Raw genomic sequence first — 16,461 nt, 5'->3', positions numbered from 1 at the left:
CGCCATGACCACGACCACGACACCGGTCCACCACCTGCCGCCCTCGCACACCCCCTCCGCCGGGATCACCGAACTGGTTGCCCGGCGGATCCCGGGGCTGAGCCTCGAGGCCCCGTTCTACACCTCGCCCGAGGTACTTGAGATGGACATCTCCGAGATCTTCGCCAAGCACTGGATCTTCGTGGCCACCGACGCCGAGATCCCCGAACCGGGGGACTACCTCACCATCTCGGTGGGCCCGCACTCGGTGATCCTGCTGCGCGACGACGACGAGGAAATCTCCGCGCTGCACAACGTCTGCCGGCACCGCGGGGCCAGGATCCTTTCCGACCCGTCCGGCTCCGTCGGCAACCTGGTCTGCGGCTACCACCACTGGACCTACGGATCCGACGGGGCCCTGCTGCACGCCGACTCCCAGCCCGCCGACTTCGACAAAACCCGTTTCGGGCTGCGCAAGGTGGCCGTGCAGTCCGTGGCCGGGCTGGTGTTCATCTGCCTCTCCACCGACCCGCCGGAAGACTTCGCCACCTATGCGGGCCGGATCGAGCCCTACCTGGCCCCGCACCAGCTGCGCCGCACCAAGGTCGCCGCGCAAGAGGACCTGGTGGAGCACGGGAACTGGAAGCTGGTGATGGAGAACAACCGGGAGTGCTACCACTGCGACGGGCACCCCGAACTCTCCTGCTCGCTGTTCCCCACCTACGGATACGACCCGGACGGGCTGCCGCCGCGGCTGCGTCCCGCCTACGACCGCTACCTCGCCGCGGAGGCCGACCTGCACCGGCGCAGCGAGGCACACAACCTTCCCTACGCGCAGATCCAGGAGCTGCGCGCCCCGGGCACCGGATTCCGGATCCAGCGCGAACCCATGGACGGGGCGGGCGAGTCCTTCAGCCCCGACGGGAGCCTGCTGTGCCGCAAGCTGCTGGGGGAGCTCACCGAGCCCAGGCTCGGGCGGCTGTCCATGCACCTGCAGCCCAACGCCTGGTTCCACGTGCTCTCCGACCACGCGGTTACCTTCTCGGTGCTGCCGCTTTCCCCGGACAAGACGCTGCTGCGCACCACCTGGCTGGTCCACGAGGACGCGGTGGAGGGGGAAGACTACGACCTGGAGGCACTGAAACGGGTGTGGCAACGCACCAACGAGCAGGACTGCAGCTTCGTCCAGCGAGCCCAGCTCGGGGTCACCAGCCCCGCCTACCTCCAGGGGCCCTACGCCCCGAACGAATACCAGGTCGAGGACTTCATTTCCTGGTACATCGACCGCCTGCGCGCTGGCCTCGGCATGGGCATGGAGGTGCAGCCATGACGCAGGAACTCCAGGTCCTGCCGGCTTCCCTGCCGGCGGCACCCGCCGACCGAACCCTGCGCTGCACGGCCGTCCGCCAGGAGACCGCGGAGGCCAGGACCTTCACCTTCGAGCCCGAGGCTGGGGAGGGCTTCGGCTGGCTGCCGGGGCAGTACCTCACGTTCTCGCTGGACACGCCCCACGGGCAGCTGGCGCGCTGCTACACCATCAGCTCCATCCCGCGGGACGGGCTGGAGATCACGGTCAAGGCCCTGCCCGGGGGACCGGCCTCGAGCTGGCTGCACGACTCGCTGGCCCCCGGCACGGTCATCGAGGCCCACGGTCCGCTGGGCGGCTTCACCCCGCCCGCGCTCGCCGGCGGGCTGCCGGACACTGCGCCCGGCTACCTGTTCCTGGCGGCGGGCTCGGGGATCACCCCGCTGATGTCCATCACCCGGGCCCTGCTGGATTCCGGCGCCCCGGTGGACGCGGTGCTGCTCTACAGCGCGCACGGCCCGGCCGAGGTCATCTTCCACCGCGAGCTGCGCTCGATCCCGGAGGCCAGCGGCATCCGCGTGGAAACGATCCTCAGCACCGGCTCCATCCCCACCCTGGGCGCCCCGCGCGCGCCGGGGCGGCTGGATGCGGAGCTGCTGCTCGAACTGGTGCCCGATGTGCGCGGGCGCGAGGTCTTCGCCTGCGGCCCGCCGGAATACCTGGAGGCGGTCCGCGGGATGCTGGAAGCTGCGGGCTGCGACGCCTCGGCGCTCACGGTGGAAAGCTTCGACATCGCCGACCACGCCCCGGCGGCATCCTCCGGGGCGCCGCTGTCGACCGCCGCCGCGGCCGGCGCACAGGTGTTCAGCGTCGAGTTCGTGCAAAGCGGGCGCACCATCGACTGCGCCGCGGACGGGTTCATCCTCGACGCCGCGCTGGCCGCGGGCATCCCCCTGCCCTCCTCGTGCACACTGGGGATGTGCGGCACCTGCAAGTCCACCCTGCTTGGGGGCACGGTGGAGATGAACCACGCCGGCGGGATCAGGCCCCGGGAAATCGCCGCGGGCAAGATCCTGATCTGCTGCTCGAAGCCGACCGGCGACCTGGTGATCGACGCCTAGCCGGCTTCGCAACTGCCCCTGCTATTTGGCTTCGTCGTCGGTGATGCCGAAGAGCTCGGGGCTGTCGGTCATGGTGCGACCGAGCTTCCACTGGTTCCTGAAGAGCCCCACGGGATTCCCGTTCGACCGGTAGACGACCTCGATGGCGGCGGCCTTGGCGGTCTTTTCCGGCTCCGGGCCGAACAGGTCCCTGGCCATTTCGTAGGGCAACGTCTCGTCGATTGCGGCCGGGGCGCCGAACTCGCGCTTCAAGCGATCCAGGGCCACCTCGAACTGCAGGACTCCAACCGCCGCGAAGATCGGCGACTGGCTCGTCCCGAAGCCGCGGTAGAGAACCTGGATGGTGCCTTCTTCTTCCAGGTGGGAGATTCCCCGGGCGAAGGCCTTGGAACGGCCTGCATCCAGGCTGCGCACCACGCGGAAGTGCTCGGCGTTGAAGTGCGGCAAGCGCGGAAAGGAAACTGCCGAACCGGCATGCACCGTGTCGCCGATCCGCAATCCGCTGGCGTTGCTGAAGCCCACCACGTCTCCGGGCCACGATTCATCCGCTGAATCGCGGTCCCTGCCGCTCATGTGGTGGGTGTACTTGGAGGAGACGGGCTTTGCCGTGGATTCGTTGAGCAGGGCCATGCCCCGTCGGAACGTCCCGGAGCACACCCGGATAAAGGCGAGCTTGTCGTGGTGGGCTGGGTTCATCCCCGACTGCATCTTGAAGACGAATCCGGAGAAATCCGAATCGAGGGGACGCAGGGTGCCGGACGAATCCGGGCGCGGACCCGGCGCGGGCGCCCGGTCCACCAGGAAATCCAAGAGCGGGGCGACCCCGAAGTTTGATGCGGCGGCAGCGAAAAGCACCGGCGTGGACCGGCCGGCCAAGAAATCTTCCCTGTCGAAGCCGCCATTGAGGGAGAGAGCAATGTCGCAGTCTTCGCGGGCGGCATCCCACGCGTCTCCGGCGTCCAGGGCGGCTTCCTCGGGGCTCAGCTCGTCGGCCTGTGCGAGACTGGCGCCCGCATTGGTGCGAGACAAGCGCGTGTAGGTTCCGCTTTCAGGGTTGTACAGGCCACGGAAGTCGCCCGCGATGCCCACGGGCCAGTTCAAGGGCACCGGCATGCGGCCGGTGGCTTCCTGGACCTCATCGAGCAGCTGCAGCGTTTCCTGTCCGGGCCGGTCCCATTTGTTGAACACGGTGATTACCGGCAGCCCGAGTTCCTTGCAGACGGCAAAGAGCTTCAGGGTCTGGGTTTCCATTCCCCGTGAGGAATCGACAAGCATGATGGCGCAGTCCACGGCCGTCAGCACGCGGTAGGTGTCCTCGGAGAAGTCCGCGTGCCCCGGGGTGTCGAGCAGGTTGAAAATCACGTTGCCGTGTTCGAACCGCAACGCGGTGGAGCTGATGGAGATGCCGCGTTCGCGTTCCATGGTGCCCCAGTCGGACATGCTTGCCGCGCGTCCCTGCTTGCCGTGCGTCACACCTGCCTCCGTGATGACCCGCGCATGCAGGGCCAACGCCTCGGTCAACGTCGACTTGCCGGCGTCCGGGTGCGCAATGATGGCAAAGGTCCGGCGCCTGCGGGCCTGGTGGAACACGTCATTGCCGTCGGTGTTGGGTGGGGAATCGAAATCAGTGAAAGTGCTGGGAACCATCCCTAGAATCTACACTCGCGCGAGGGTTGCGCTAAGCCAGGAGGCTTGGCCGTGGACTGCCCGGGCCCGAACCTGTGCCGGGAACAGGCCTCGCGGCGGCCGGTGGAATCCCCCGGGGCACTCAGGGGTCGTACATGGGACCGGGGGTTTCGTCGGTTTTCAGGGGCTTGATTTCCTCGTCCGGCAGGTAGAGGTTGGTGCCGGTGCGGTCCTTGAGGGTGATCGTGGCGACCAGCGAGACCGCGACGAGCAGGAACAGGTAGGTCGACACCGCGATCGTGGAGTTGAAGGCTCCCACCAGGGCGGTGGCGATGGTGGGAGCAAAGGCCCCGCCGAGCACCGCGCCCAGGGCGTAGCTGATGGAGGAGCCGCTGAGCCGGATGCGGGCGGGGAACAGCTCGGCGTACAGGGCCGGCAGCGGGCCGTAGGACAGCCCCATCACCGCGCCGAAAACGACCAGGGCGATGACCACCAGCGGCATCTTCCCGGTGTCGATGAGCAGGAACAGCGGGTACAGCCAGATGAGCATGGCGATCCAGCCGATGATGTACATCTTGCGCCGGCCGATGCGGTCCGAGAGCACCCCGGAGACCCAGGTGGAAGCCAGCCAGGCCACCGATCCGATGGTGATGATGTTCAGGAGGGTGCCGGCGTCCAGGCCCAGGCGCTTGGTGGCGTAGCCGAGGATGAAGCCGCCGGTGAGCATGTAGCCGGCGGCGTTGTTGCCCATGAAGATGAATGTTGCCTGGACGACCTTGCCGGGGTGGTGGCGGAAGAGGGTGGCCAGCGGGGCCGTCTCGGTCTGCTTCGTGGCCTCCAGCTCGTGGAAGACCGGGGACTCCTCGACCCGGGTGCGGATGTAGTGGCCGACCAGGATCAGCACGAAGCTCAGCAGGAACGGCACCCGCCAGCCCCAGGCCAGGAACTGTTCCTCGGTCAGTGCCGCGGCGAAGATGGCGGTGACCCCGGCGGCCAGCAGCATCCCGGCGGGAACGCCCAGCTGCGGGAAGGCCCCGAACCTGCCGCGGCGGTCGGCAGGTGCGTGTTCAACGGCCATCAGCGCAGCACCGCCCCACTCCCCGCCGGCGGAGAAGCCCTGGATCACGCGCAGCAGCACCAGCAGGATCGGTGCCCACACCCCGATGGTGGCGTAGGTCGGCAGCACGCCGATCAGGGTGGTGCCCGCGCCCATCAGGATCAGGGTGATGATCAGCACCACCCGGCGCCCGTAGCGGTCCCCGACCCGGCCCATCACCACGGCCCCGAAGGGCCGGAACAGGAAGCTGATGCCCACGGTGGCAAAGGAGACCACCGAGGCCACCGTGCCCTCGAGCTCCGAGAAGAACAGCGGTGCCAGGACCAGGGCGGCGGCGTTGGCATAGATGAAATAGTCGTACCACTCGACCGTCGTGCCGATCATGGTGGCCCCTGCCACCCTGCGCTGTTCGGGGCTCATCCGCCGGGAGGTCGATGCTGTGCTGCCCATGGGAATTCCTTCCTCCGGAGGCGAGGAGCCCGGGGCCGGCCGGCCGCAGTGCAGTTCGCCCGATGCCCACATTGTAGGTCTTCCACCGCACCCGGGGCGAGGGAAAACAGGCTTAACCTGCCGCTTCCCGGTCCTTGCGGCGCCGACGCAGCACCAGGTATCCGGCGAGCGCCACGCACAGCGCGTAGGTCCAGGCCACCGCGCCCCAGCCCAGCGCGAATCCGCCGGGGGAGCCGATCAGCGCGCCCATGGCCAGGGGGCCGACGGTGAATCCGCCGAATTGCCCGGCGGTGACCATTCCGGTGGCCATGCCGATGGTGGAGGCCGGGACGCTGCGCACCACCGCCGCCATCAGCACGACCGAGACCCCCAGGGCCGAGGCCCCGTGCAGGGCCACGGCGCACCAGAGCAGAGCGGCGGAACCGGTGGCCCCGGCGGCCAGGAACACCCCGGCCCCGGCGAGTGCGAGGGTCGCCAGCAGCAGCAACAGCGGGGGAGCGGCCATGCCGCCGGACATCATCTTGCCCCAGCCCACGCGGGCCGCCACGCCGATCGCTCCGGCGGCCGCTGCCGCCAGGCCGCCCAGCACCAGGCTGAAATCCAGTTCGCGCACCGCATACAGGGACAGGTAAACGTTGGTGGCCTGCACGCCCATGCCGTTGACGAAGCCGAAGGTGGCCAGAGCGTAGATCAGGAACCTGGTGTTCGGCGGCGGCGCCGGGACCGGGGCGGACCCCGCCGGAAGCGGGCCGATGCGGACGGGGGCCTGGGGCAGCAGCGGCACCGAGGCGACCACGCGCACCGCGACCACGCCCAGCGCCCCGGCCACCACGGCGCCCACGGCGTTGGCCCCGTGCCATCCGATCCAGGCGGCCAGGGCCGGGAAGGCCAGGGAGGCCACCAGCTGGCTGACCTGGACGCCGGATTGCTTGATGCCGATCCAGCCGATGCGCTTGTCCTCCGGGACGCGTTGGGCCAGGATGCGGTTGGTGACCCCGTTGGGGAAGGACTGGGCGAGCCCGGAGAGGCCCGCGGCGACCAGCAGCAGCACGTAGCCTCCGGGGATCGCGGCCAGGGCCAGGGCCGCGGCGGCCAGGGCGAAGACCAGCACCAGCAGCCGGGTGTCGGGCTGGCGGTCCGTGAAGCGGCCGAAGGCCGCGTTGCCCACGGCCCCCGCGGCGAAGCAGACGGTGGCCAGCAGGCCGAATTGCGCCTCGGTGATGCCCAGGTCGGTGATCACCAGGTCGCTGATGGCGCTCAGCCCGTAGTTCAGGATCGGGCCGGCGGCCACCGCGGCCAGCAGGGCTGCCAGCAGCAACTTCCCGGGGCGCCCGGCGCGTGCCTGCATTCGGCTCTCCTGATGTCAAGATGTGGTTTCCGGGTTGGCTCCGGGTCGAAGACCAGTGTTTCACAACTGCCCTCTGGCTCCGGCACCGCGTGACCCCCGTTGTCTGCCATGTGGCGTGGCTGGGGTCTGGCCCCGAACGCTTCCGCACGTGTCAGGGAACAACTGTCTGGTGATTCAGTCGATCTCCTCCGGGCTGACCCTGGTGAACCTGGATTCCTCCTTGCGCTACATGATCACCGGGGCGGTGCTGCTGCTGGCCGTGGTCATCGACTCGCTCTCCCGGCGTTCCCGCCGGGCCGCCGGGCGCGCGTAGCCGCGCCCGCACCTCAGGCGCGCGGCGCGGGCACCGGTTCCACGGCACCCTGGTCCAGGCGGAAGGGTGGATACGCATCGGTCATCAGGGCCGTGTACGCCGCGGTGCGCAGCGCCCAGCGGTTCAGCCCCACCAGCAGGTTGAAGATTCCCTGGCGGTACACACCGGTGAACAGCAGGATCACCGCGGCGATGAGCACCAGCGCGGCGGCCAGTGAAATGCCCCGGGTCTCGTTTGACCAGGAATCGTCGGCCCAGGTGCCTCCGGTCATTGCGGCCACGATGAGCAGGTGCGGCAGCGCGAACAGCCAGGATTTCACCAGCACCTGCCAGTGCGAGAGCCGCTCCGGGTAGGCGACGTCGAAGCGGGCGGGGTAGGTGCCGCGGGCCAGGGTGAAGGGCGGGTAGGCGTCGGTGCCCAGCACGCCGTAGGCGTAGAAGGAAACCCGCCAGTTCCAGCGCAGCACCCCGACGGAGAACTGGAACCAGGAAGCCGGATACTTCCCGGTCAGCAGGATCACCAGGCCGGCGGCGAACGTCACCACCGGGAACGCAACCCACAGCAGCGCCAGCACCACCACGTGCGGGATGGCCAGGAACCACTTGACCAGCCACTTCCAGCGCGAGAGCCCCGGGTCCAGTTGCCCGGAGACTTCCGTGGGCAGCGCCGCGGATGTTTCGTTGACCTGCGGGGCGCCGGCGGCGATGCTGCGGCCCAGTCCGGCGGCCCCCACGAGGATGGCCAGGAGGCCCAGTGCCGTCCCGGCGGCCAGGGCCGCGAATTCCGGGCCGGTGTCTGGGAAGCCCGGGACGGCGATTGAACCGAGGGATGCTACGGTGAGCAGCACCCCGATGACGAGCAGGGCCATGTGGAGTCCGGACATGTGTCCGGTGGAAGGGGCCTGGGGTGCGGATGCTGGCTGGGTGGTCATGGTGTTCGGCTTTCACGAAGCGGTGCTGAGACGGGGGACGCGGAATTCCGCGGGCGGGAACGAAGGTGGGTTGGCGTGCCTTAGTTGGTGATGGAGATCTTGCCCCGGGCCTTGCCGGCCACGAGGTGTTCCATGGCCGCCCGTGCCCGTTCCAGCGGGTAAGACACTTCGAGGTGCGGGCGCACCGCGCCCGATTCCAGGAACGGGGACAGCTCCTCCAGGTCGGTGGCGCGCTGGGCGGAGGCCAGCATCACCAGGCGCTGGCGGATGAATGGCGAGAGCGCCACGGCCCTGAACTGGCGGTTCATGCCCAGCCACTTTCCGGCGCCCTCGCCGCCGACAACCACCGCGGTGCCCGTGGCTGTCAGCGCCCTGCGCAGCCGGCGCAGGCTCGGGTTTCCTCCGGTGTCAACGATCAGGTCGTAGCGCTGCGAAAACTCGGTAAAATCCTGGCGCGTGTAGTCCACCGAGTGCTCGGCCCCCAGGGCCAGGACGAGGTCCTGCTTCGCGGTGGAGGCCACGCCGGTGACCTCGGCGCCAAGCGCCTTGGCCAGCTGGACCGCATAGCTTCCCACCCCGCCCGAGGCGCCGGTGACCAGGACGCGCTGGCCCGCGGCGACACGGCCCAGGCGCAGGGCCTGGAGCGCGGTGGCACCCGACACCGGGACCACGGCGGCCTGGCGGAAGTCGAGGCTTGCAGGCTTGAGGGCCAGCCGGTCTTCCTTGGCCACCGCATATTCGGCGAACGTTGCGCGCCCGAAGCCATAGACCGCATCCCCGACGGCGAAGCGGGTGATGGTCGCTCCGACCGCGGCCACCGTGCCGGCCAGGTCAAGGCCCGGCACCGGGTTCCTGGGCCTGCGCAGGCCCACGGCCAGGCGTGCCAGCAGCGGGGTGCCGGTCATCAGGTGCCAGGTGCCGCGGTCCAAGCCGGCGGCATGGACCCGCACGAGCACCTCGTTGTCCCGCGGAACGGGTACGGGGATGTCTGCCGAATGGAGGACCTTCGCGTCCCCGTACCGGTCCTGGATGACGGCCCGCATTGTTGCTTGGGGCTCCGTCCCGCCCGTCGCCTCGGATGCCTGCGGTGGTACTTGCCCTTCGCCGTTCATGGCGATTCCTTCCGGGGTGCAAGGCTTCACGAATTGTTGCCTTACTTAGTAAGTTACTTTAGCTTACATAGTACGAAAATGCGATAGGATCGGGACATGACGGCCGAGGAAATTTCTGAAGAGCCCTTGCCACGTACTCCGCTAAGCCGGGAACGCGTGCTGGGAAGCGCCGTTGCGATTGCCGACGCGGACGGGATCGGGGCGCTGACCATGAGATCACTGGCCAGGGAGCTCGGGGTGAAGCCCATGTCGCTCTACTACTACGTGGCCAACAAGGGCGAGATCCTGGACGCCATCATCGACATGGTGTTTGCCGAGATCGATGTCCCATCCGTCGTGGGGGACTGGAAACGGGAGATGCGCCGGCGCGCCGGCGCGGTGCGCCAGGCGCTGGGCCGCCACACCTGGGCCATCGGCCTGCTGGAGTCGCGCACTGCCCCCGGCCCGGCGACGCTGCGCCACCACGATGCGACGCTCGGGGTCCTGCGAACCGCCGGATTCTCGGTGAAGGCCGCGGCGCACGCCTACGCATTGCTGGACAGCTACACCTACGGCTTCGCCCTGCAGGAGGCCGCGCTTCCCTTCAGCGGGCGCGACACCGCGGCAAGCGTCACCGATCCGATCGTGCAGCTGTTCTCCGCCGGCGACTATCCGCACCTCATGGAAATAGCCACCGAACACGTGCTGCAACCGGGCTACGACTTGGGTGATGAATTCGAGATCGGTCTCGAGCTGATCCTCGATGCCCTGCAGCGCTGGATCCCCGAAACCGGGGGTGGACCGGAGACCTCGGCGCGTACCGGGTGAACCGGCCCGCACCCGGCCTTGGCACGTCACGTACCCGGCCCGGATATGGATGCCATCGGGCCGCATCTCCTTGGTTTCCGCAAGCCGACGCCTCCCTGGAACCTGCCCTCGCCACAGACACAAGCGAACAAGACTGCTGGCATCCGTGCTCTGCCTGCCCGGCGATCCCAAGTTCGACCGTTGCGGCGCCAATGCCGCCGCGGGCGCATGCCGTCCCATTGGGATGAAAACGTGCGGACGTGCCCCGGCCGGAGAGGGAGGAGCCGATTCCCAAAATGTCTGTGGGGCTTTCTAGAATGGAGTCATGGCAACGTCGTCATCGACTTCGGGATTCGGCAGCATCGAAGATGCTGACCTCGACGATGAGCTGTTCGCGGACCTGGAAGCTGACCTCGAGTCCGTGGACCTGAGCTACGGGGCCCTGCTCGGCAGGGGCCTGGACATGAACGCCTTGCTCGCCGACTTCTTCGCCTGCACCGGAGTGGACGGCATCCGCACCGTGACCCAAGCCGTCGCCGACGTACCGCTGGAGCTCTCCCCGTACGAGGCGATCGAGGGCGTCGGGGCCCTGGAAGACCTGAAATCCTGCGCCAACGCGGTGCAAGCGGAAATCGCCTGCGCCCACGAGGCAGCTGTCACCACCGACCGCACGCGCCGCGGCGTGCTGGAAAAGAACCCGCAGCAAGGCATCGGCGCAGACGTCGCCATAGCCCGGCACGAAGCGCCGCGCTCCGGAACCCGGGAGCTGAACTATTCCCGGATGCTCTGCCAATCGCTGCCCTTCACCAAGGCCGGCCTCAAATTCGGTGTCATCAACGACGCCGAAGCCCGCATCATCTACCGCGTGCTGAAGGACCTCGACGAAGACGCCCGGACGGAGCTCGACGCCCGCCTCTTCATGGAAACCCACACCTGCTTCGGCCTGGGCAGCAAGAAGCTCGAAGCGATGCTCCGCCACTGGGCCCTTGCCTACCAAAACCAGGTCGAGGCCGACCTCGAAGCCAAGGCCGCCAAGGACCGCTACGTGAGCGTCTACCCCATCGACTCACACCGGACGAAGATTATCGGCATCGTGCCCACCGAGGTCGGGGCCGCCATTGCACAGGTGCTGGCCCGGGAAATCGCCAGTGCGCACGCAGCAGGGGACACGCGCAACGCAGCACAGATCGCCGCCGACACCGTCCTGGAAGGCCTGACCGGCGTCAAGGACTTCACCAACATCCCGGTGACCCTCGAACTGGTCATGACCGACCGGACGCTGATGCAGGGACACCCGGAACCGGCTTTCCTGCAGGGCTACGGCGTCATCTCCGCGAAGAAGGCACGTGAACTCTTCGCCGGCAACCCGGAAACCCCGCTGGGAACCTGGGTTCGCCGGCTGTACACGGCACCGGGGACCGGTGACCTCATCGCCATGGACCGCAAGGCCAGACTCTTCACCGGCAGCCTCAAGCGGTTCATCACCACCCGCGACCAGTTCTGCCGCACCCCCTACTGCACCGGCAGGGTCCAACACCTTGACCACGTGGTCCAAGCCGCCCTCGGCGGAGAAACCTGCGCGGAAAACGACGGTGCACGGTGCGCCTGGTGCAACGCCACCAAGGAATCGCCCGACTGGTCCGAAATCCCGGTGCCTGGGGACCGGCACAGCATCAGGGTCACCACCTCCAGCGGACACTCCTATACTTCCAGCGCGCCGCGAATGCCCGGCACCGAAAACTATGCCGTGCACCCCGTGGGGCCGCCCGCAGCCCCGCCGCCGCGGCGGCAGTAGGCCGCCAAAACCGCCAGACAACACCTCCGCCACCGAATCGAAACCCCTTCTCGATTCGGGGACCGGACCGTGTGCGCGCTATGGTCGTCTAGGTCCATTTCGTGCATCGTCCCCAGGAGGAATCCTTGCCGCACCAGGCCCACCAACCGATGGCCAGCTTTCACGTCCTGAGAGCGGCGCCCCAGCGGCGGATCGCGCTGATGCTGGGCCTTGGCCTGCTGCTGACCGGCTGCGGTGCCGACTACCCGCTGGGCGACGCCCAACGCCAGGCCGCCGAAAACAACACCTCGCATCTTTCCGGCACGCTCACCGGCGGCGGGTCAAGCGCACAGAACTCCGCTATGAACGCCTGGATCGGCGGATTCGCCACCCAGCATCCCAAGGTGCAGGTCCAATACGCCTCGGTGGGATCCGGAGCCGGACGCGCAGGCCTGCTGGCCGGGGCCACGCTATTTGCCGGCTCCGACGCCTACCTCAAGGAATCCGAGGTGGCTCGCTCGCAGCAAACCTGCGGACCAGAGGGCGCGATCAACATCCCCGTGTATATCTCGCCGATATCGATCGCCTTCAATCTGCCCGGTATCAAGGAACTGGACTTCGACGCGGCAACCATCGCAAAGATCTTCTCCGGCACCATCACCTCCTGGCAGGACCCGGCGATCAAGGCCCTGAACCCGGATGCGTCGCTGCCCGATGTCCCGATGACCGTGGTCGCCCGCTCGGACGACTCGGGAACCACCGAGAACTTCACCGACTACCTGCATGCCGCCGCCCCCGAGAGCTGGACGCACGATCCGTCCGGGTCCTGGCCCGGCGGGCTGGGCACCGAGCAGGCCCAGGGAAATTCCGGGGTCGTCACCACGGTGGCCCGGACCGAGGGTGCGGTGACCTACGCCGATGACTCGCTGGTCGACGCGACCCTGGGCAAGGGCACGCTGAAGGTCGGTGACTCCTTCGTTCCGGTCAGCGGCAAGGCCGCGGCCATCGCGGTGAGCGCCTCGCACCGGGTGCCAGGGCGCCACGGCAACGACATCGCCCTGGAACTGGACCGCACCACCACCAAGCCCGGTGCCTACCCGCTGGTGCTGGTCTCCTACTTCATCGTGTGCAGCGGCTACACCGATCCCAACTCCCTGGAACTGGTCAAGGCCTTCGGCCACTACATCGTCAGCGACGAGGGCCAAAAGGTCGCCGCCGACTCGGCCAAGAGCGCACCGATGCCCGAGGACCTGGCCGCCGAGGCCGCCGCGGCGATCGATTCGATCACGCTGCGCCCATAGCATTTCCGTTCAACGGCAGCGGCCCGCCCCATGGGGCGGGCCGCTGACGTTTGCCGGTTTTGCGGCATCAGGCGCTGGTGGCGTCCTGCACCTCGCCGACCAGTTCCTCGATGATGTCCTCCAGGAACAGCACGCCGGTGGTGGAGCCGGCGGCGTCCAGCACGCGGGCCACGTGGGAACCGCTGCGGCGCATGGCCGCCAGCGCATCCTCCAGCTCGCTGCCGCCGAAGACCGAGGCCAGGGACCGGATCCGCTTGGCCGGGACCGGCTGGGCAAAGGCCTCCGGGACGGTCAGGTCCATGACGTCCTTCAGGTGCAGGTACCCGGAGGGCTCCCCGTCGCCGTCCACCAGGATGTAGCGGGAGTATCCGTGCGTGGCGACCGCGTGCTGGATGTCGGCCGGGGAGGAATCCTGCGGCAACACCACCATCGCCCCGATCGGCACCTCGACGTCGGATACCTTCTTGGAGGTGAACTCGAAGGCCTTGCCGAGGGTTCCGCTGGCATCCAAGAGCACCCCGTCGCGCGTGGACTGCTCCACGATGCCGGCGACTTCCTCGAGCGTGAACGCGCTGGTGGCCTCGTCCTTGGGCTCGACGCGGAAGAGCCGCAGCACACAGTTCGCGATGCCGTTCAGGCTCCAGATCACCGGCTTGACGATCCGGGCCACCATCACCAGCGGGGGAGCCAGCAGCAGGGCCGCGCGCGTGGGCACCGAGAAGGAGATGTTCTTCGGGACCATCTCGCCGATGACCACGTGCAGGAAGGTGACCAGCAGCAGGGCCGTGACGAAGGCGATCACGCCGATGGCCTCGGCCGAGAGCGTGGTGAACCCCAGCGGGATTTCCAGCAGGTGGTGGATCGCCGGTTCGGACACGTTCAGGATCACCAGCGAGCACACGGTGATGCCCAGCTGGCTGGTGGCCAGCATCAGCGTCGCGTGCTCCATGGCCCACAGCGTGGTCTTCGCGGCCTTGGAGCCGGCCTCGGCCTTCGGCTCGATCTGCGAGCGGCGGGCGGAGATCACGGCGAACTCGGCGCCGACGAAGAACGCGTTGATCACCAGCAGCACCACCAGCCAGATGATTCCGGGCAGGTACTCGTTCATCGGGTCTGCTCCTGGGTGGATTCGGCCGGGTCGGGGGTGAACTTCAGGCGCTGGACGGCGGTGCCCACGACGCGTTCGACCCGCAGCGAGCCGGCGTCGATGCGCACCTCGAGACCGGGTTCCGGGACCCTGTCCAGTTGCTGGGCGACGAAGCCGGCCAGCGTGTCGTAGTCCTCGTGCTCGGGCACCAAGACGCCCGTGCGCTCAAGCAGCTCGTCGGGACGCAGCGAGGCATCGAAGGTGATCGCCCCTGCGGTCCGCAGCACGCCGACGCGGGCGCGGTCGTGTTCGTCCTCCAGTTCGCCGACGAGTTCCTCCACGAGGTCCTCGAGGGTGACGATGCCGGCGGTTCCGCCGTGTTCGTCGGAGACGATCGCCACCTGCAGGCCGTGGGTGCGCAGCTTGCCCAGCAGCGAGTCGACGCCCATGGACTCGGGCACCATCAGCGGGCTGGCCATCAGTTCGGTTGCGGCGGTGGTGGCGCGCCGGGCAAGCGGCAGGGCGAAGGCGGCCTTGAGGTGCACCACCCCCAGGATCTCGTCGCGATCCCGCCCGATCACCGGGAAGCGGGAGAACCCGGTGGCCACCGCGGCCTCGAGGATGTCACCGGCGGTGGCGGAGGCTTCGACGGGCACCATGCGCACGCGCGGGGTCATCACGTCACCGGCCGTTCGCTCGGAGAAGCGCAGCGTGCGGTGCAGCAGTGTCGCGTGGTCCTGTTCCAGGGCTCCCTCCAGGGCGGAGCGGCGCACGAGGGAGGTGAGTTCCTCGGCGCTGCGGGCCCCGGAGAGTTCTTCCTTCGGCTCGATGCCGAAGGAGCGGATGATGGTGTTGGCGGTGTTGTTGAACAGCAGGATCACCGGCTTGAACACCGCGGTAAAGGCGGCCTGGAAGGGCACCACCAACTTGGCGGTGGCCAGCGGCACGGCCAGGGCAAAGTTCTTGGGCACCAGCTCGCCGATCACCATGGAGAACACCGTGGCCAGGAAAACCCCGACGACAGTGCCTATGCCCGGGACCAGTGTCTCGGCGACGCCCGCGGTCAGCAGCGGGCCGCGCAGCAGGGAGCTGATCGCCGGTTCGAAGGTGTAGCCGGTCAGCAGCGTGGTCAGGGTGATACCCAACTGCGCGCTGGAGAGGTGGGTCGAGGTGATCTTCAGGGCCTTGATGGTGGTTCCCAGGCGCTTCTCGCCGCGCTCGGCGCGCGCCTCGAGGTCGTGCCGATCAAGGTTCACCAAGGCGAATTCGGAGGCAACGAACAAGCCGGTGCCAACGGTGAGCAGCAGACCGATGCCGATCATGATCCACTCATTCATGTGGGCGCCCCTCTCCGCCAGGTGCCGGAATCGAACCGGCAGTCAGTGGGAGGGGCCAGGGCATGTGTGAAGGGGGGTCGTCCATAGTGCTTTCAACTCTAGCGGAACGCACGCTGCCGGGATTTCCCGCCGGTCCCCGCCCAGTGGCGCCGCACAGCGCCGCAGGTGCCCCGGGCCCCGGATTTCCGCGGGAACCCAAGGGCGCCGTGGCCCATCCGGCGGCCCCAGGGTTCACGGCAATTTCCCAGCCTAAAGCAGGGTGGCGAAGCGCTCGGCCGCGGAGGTCGCACCGGCCACGATGATCTCGTCGCCCTCGTGCAGCACCGTGGAGGTGGTGGTGTAGTCCCATTCCTGGCCCGGCCGCTTGGCCGCCACGATGGTGACATGGTGCTTGGACCGGATGCCGGTGTCCCCGAGCGGGCGGCCCACCGCCTCCTTCGGCGGGCGGGTCTTGACCATCGCGAACCCGTCCTCGAACTCGACGTAGTCGAGCATCGCGCCGCGAACCAGGTGCGCCACCCGCCGGCCCATGTCCTGCTCGGGGCGGATCACGTGCTTGACGCCCAGCTGCTCCAGGATCTGACCGTGCGCGGCGCTGACCGCCTTGGCCCAGATGGTGGGCTTGTTGAAGCGCAGCAGCGCCGAGGTGGTCAGGATGCTGGCCTCCAGGTCGCTGCCGATGCCGACCACGGCGCGGTCGAACTCGTGCACCGAAAGCTGGCGCAGCGCCTCCTCCTTGGTGGAGTCGGCGCGAACCACGTGGGTGAGCCGCCCGTTGAACGACTGGACGATGTCCTCGTCGTTGTCGATGCCCAGCACCTCGGTGCCGGCCGCGGCCAGCTCCAGGGCCAGCGCCCCGCCGAAGCGACCCAGGCCGATGACGACCACCGAGTTGGCCTCGGCAATGCGCTCCATGGACTTGGGCGTGAACAA

14 protein-coding genes are annotated in these 16,461 nt (G+C 68.3%); 6 read left to right on the top strand and 8 right to left on the bottom strand.

All coding sequences use genetic code 11. From position 1 onward, the window contains the following. Window positions 1-4 precede the first annotated feature (4 nt). Both FPY90_RS04605 and FPY90_RS04600 read left to right on the top strand, forming a co-directional pair. Window positions 5-1,309 carry an aromatic ring-hydroxylating oxygenase subunit alpha gene (locus FPY90_RS04605; RefSeq protein WP_498684080.1) on the top strand — a complete coding sequence of 435 codons (1,305 nt, stop codon included), beginning with the start codon at window positions 5-7 and terminating at the stop codon, window positions 1,307-1,309. Then, window positions 1,306-2,406, top strand: coding sequence for a flavin reductase family protein (locus tag FPY90_RS04600; RefSeq protein WP_498684078.1), 1,101 nt, complete (start codon window positions 1,306-1,308; stop codon window positions 2,404-2,406). Before FPY90_RS04605 ends, FPY90_RS04600 begins: the two co-directional genes overlap by 4 nt. Window positions 2,407-2,427: 21 nt before the next feature. Here the strand turns inward: FPY90_RS04600 and FPY90_RS04595 are convergent, their stop codons facing one another. The 3 genes from FPY90_RS04595 to FPY90_RS04585 all read right to left on the bottom strand — a co-directional run bounded on the left by FPY90_RS04595 (window position 2,428) and on the right by FPY90_RS04585 (window position 6,887). Further along, a complete protein-coding gene (locus tag FPY90_RS04595; protein ID WP_498684077.1) occupies window positions 2,428-4,053 on the bottom strand; it encodes a peptide chain release factor 3 in 1,626 nt (541 codons plus the stop codon). A 121-nt stretch (window positions 4,054-4,174) separates the two neighbouring features. Then, window positions 4,175-5,539, bottom strand: a complete 1,365-nt coding sequence (locus FPY90_RS04590; protein ID WP_498684075.1) for an MFS transporter — start codon at window positions 5,537-5,539, stop codon at window positions 4,175-4,177. Window positions 5,540-5,651: 112 nt separating this feature from the next. Beyond that, entirely contained in the window at window positions 5,652-6,887 is a 1,236-nt protein-coding gene (locus FPY90_RS04585) for an MFS transporter (RefSeq protein ID WP_498684074.1), read from the bottom strand. A gap of 169 nt (window positions 6,888-7,056) precedes the next feature. On the opposite strand from FPY90_RS04585, the gene FPY90_RS04580 reads away from it, so the two are divergent. Continuing rightward, window positions 7,057-7,200, top strand: coding sequence for a hypothetical protein (locus FPY90_RS04580; protein WP_286135414.1), 144 nt, complete (start codon window positions 7,057-7,059; stop codon window positions 7,198-7,200). 13 nt (window positions 7,201-7,213) lie between these two features. On the opposite strand, the gene FPY90_RS04575 is transcribed toward FPY90_RS04580, so the two are convergent. Continuing rightward, window positions 7,214-8,131 (bottom strand): DUF4389 domain-containing protein, encoded by a 918-nt coding sequence (locus tag FPY90_RS04575; protein ID WP_498684072.1) that lies wholly within the window; start codon window positions 8,129-8,131, stop codon window positions 7,214-7,216. 80 nt (window positions 8,132-8,211) lie between these two features. Next, entirely contained in the window at window positions 8,212-9,174 is a 963-nt protein-coding gene (locus tag FPY90_RS04570; protein ID WP_498684071.1) for an NAD(P)-dependent alcohol dehydrogenase, read from the bottom strand. A gap of 165 nt (window positions 9,175-9,339) precedes the next feature. Here FPY90_RS04570 and FPY90_RS04565 point away from each other — a divergent pair, with 165 nt between their 5' ends. The 3 genes from FPY90_RS04565 (at window position 9,340) to pstS (ending at window position 13,104) form a co-directional block, all read left to right on the top strand. After that, window positions 9,340-10,050, top strand: coding sequence for a TetR/AcrR family transcriptional regulator C-terminal domain-containing protein (locus FPY90_RS04565; protein WP_498684069.1), 711 nt, complete (start codon window positions 9,340-9,342; stop codon window positions 10,048-10,050). Between the two features lie 304 nt (window positions 10,051-10,354). Then, complete coding sequence (locus FPY90_RS04560; protein ID WP_498684067.1) at window positions 10,355-11,824, top strand: 13E12 repeat family protein; 1,470 nt, start codon at window positions 10,355-10,357, stop codon at window positions 11,822-11,824. A gap of 149 nt (window positions 11,825-11,973) precedes the next feature. Further along, a complete protein-coding gene (gene pstS, locus FPY90_RS04555) occupies window positions 11,974-13,104 on the top strand; it encodes a phosphate ABC transporter substrate-binding protein PstS (protein ID WP_498685513.1) in 1,131 nt (376 codons plus the stop codon). 67 nt (window positions 13,105-13,171) lie between these two features. Here the strand turns inward: pstS and FPY90_RS04550 are convergent, their stop codons facing one another. The 3 genes from FPY90_RS04550 to FPY90_RS04540 form a co-directional block, all read right to left on the bottom strand. Continuing rightward, on the bottom strand, window positions 13,172-14,212 hold the full coding sequence (locus FPY90_RS04550; protein WP_498684066.1) for a hemolysin family protein: 1,041 nt from the start codon (window positions 14,210-14,212) through the stop codon (window positions 13,172-13,174). After that, a complete protein-coding gene (locus tag FPY90_RS04545) occupies window positions 14,209-15,528 on the bottom strand; it encodes a hemolysin family protein (protein WP_498684064.1) in 1,320 nt (439 codons plus the stop codon). The genes FPY90_RS04550 and FPY90_RS04545 overlap by 4 nt, the downstream gene beginning before the upstream one ends. A gap of 249 nt (window positions 15,529-15,777) precedes the next feature. Continuing rightward, window positions 15,778-16,443, bottom strand: a complete 666-nt coding sequence (locus tag FPY90_RS04540; protein WP_498685511.1) for a potassium channel family protein — start codon at window positions 16,441-16,443, stop codon at window positions 15,778-15,780. Between the last annotated feature and the right edge of the window lie 18 nt (window positions 16,444-16,461).

Origin of the sequence: Arthrobacter sp. C2 (genome assembly GCA_024207135.1) — a bacterium.
Classification (GTDB): Bacteria; Actinomycetota; Actinomycetes; order Actinomycetales; family Micrococcaceae; genus Paeniglutamicibacter.
The sequence above is the reverse complement of the archived record's forward strand: the minus strand, read 5'-3'. Positions and strand labels throughout refer to the sequence as shown.

What these genes read in the sequence shown, in the direction of transcription:
- FPY90_RS04560 (WP_498684067.1), top strand. Translation starts at nt 10,355, where the DNA reads ATGGCAACGTCGTCATCGACTTCGGGATTCGGCAGCATCGAAGATGCT.
- FPY90_RS04595 (WP_498684077.1), bottom strand. Translation starts at nt 4,053, where the DNA reads ATGGTTCCCAGCACTTTCACTGATTTCGATTCCCCACCCAACACCGAC.
- pstS (WP_498685513.1), top strand. Translation starts at nt 11,974, where the DNA reads ATGGCCAGCTTTCACGTCCTGAGAGCGGCGCCCCAGCGGCGGATCGCG.
- FPY90_RS04545 (WP_498684064.1), bottom strand. Translation starts at nt 15,528, where the DNA reads ATGAATGAGTGGATCATGATCGGCATCGGTCTGCTGCTCACCGTTGGC.
- FPY90_RS04585 (WP_498684074.1), bottom strand. Translation starts at nt 6,887, where the DNA reads ATGCAGGCACGCGCCGGGCGCCCCGGGAAGTTGCTGCTGGCAGCCCTG.
- FPY90_RS04590 (WP_498684075.1), bottom strand. Translation starts at nt 5,539, where the DNA reads ATGGGCAGCACAGCATCGACCTCCCGGCGGATGAGCCCCGAACAGCGC.
- FPY90_RS04575 (WP_498684072.1), bottom strand. Translation starts at nt 8,131, where the DNA reads ATGACCACCCAGCCAGCATCCGCACCCCAGGCCCCTTCCACCGGACAC.
- FPY90_RS04565 (WP_498684069.1), top strand. Translation starts at nt 9,340, where the DNA reads ATGACGGCCGAGGAAATTTCTGAAGAGCCCTTGCCACGTACTCCGCTA.
- FPY90_RS04540 (WP_498685511.1), bottom strand. Translation starts at nt 16,443, where the DNA reads ATGGAGCGCATTGCCGAGGCCAACTCGGTGGTCGTCATCGGCCTGGGT.
- FPY90_RS04600 (WP_498684078.1), top strand. Translation starts at nt 1,306, where the DNA reads ATGACGCAGGAACTCCAGGTCCTGCCGGCTTCCCTGCCGGCGGCACCC.
- FPY90_RS04570 (WP_498684071.1), bottom strand. Translation starts at nt 9,174, where the DNA reads ATGCGGGCCGTCATCCAGGACCGGTACGGGGACGCGAAGGTCCTCCAT.
- FPY90_RS04550 (WP_498684066.1), bottom strand. Translation starts at nt 14,212, where the DNA reads ATGAACGAGTACCTGCCCGGAATCATCTGGCTGGTGGTGCTGCTGGTG.
- FPY90_RS04605 (WP_498684080.1), top strand. Translation starts at nt 5, where the DNA reads ATGACCACGACCACGACACCGGTCCACCACCTGCCGCCCTCGCACACC.